At 53.1% G+C, this 243-nt stretch carries 1 pseudogene; it reads right to left on the reverse strand.

The window, feature by feature from the left end:
• Window positions 1–68: 68 nt before the first annotated feature.
• Window positions 69–236, reverse strand: a pseudogene (locus A1830_RS23600) (colicin immunity domain-containing protein); the annotation flags it as partial.
• Between the last annotated feature and the right edge of the window lie 7 nt (window positions 237–243).

Here is a 243-nt window from a genome sequence, read left to right on the forward strand (position 1 = left end):
AGGTTAAACTGCTCCAGCAGGGCTTTCACTTCCGCCCTTAATTCGGCCTCATCCAGCTCGTAGTCGTCGCGATCCGAGTCGGGGTTATAGCAGTCAGCTGAAATGAAAAGCTCACCACCGCAGCGATCTACCGCCTTATCCGGCTCTCTCACCCCCCATAACTTGCGTCGTTCGATAACGATATCTTCGCAAAACTGTTCAGCACTAATCCTGTTGCTGAGGAAGTCTCTTCCCAGCTCGACC

Origin of the sequence: Erwinia sp. ErVv1 (assembly GCF_900068895.1) — a bacterium.
GTDB lineage: Bacteria > Pseudomonadota > Gammaproteobacteria > Enterobacterales > Enterobacteriaceae > Erwinia.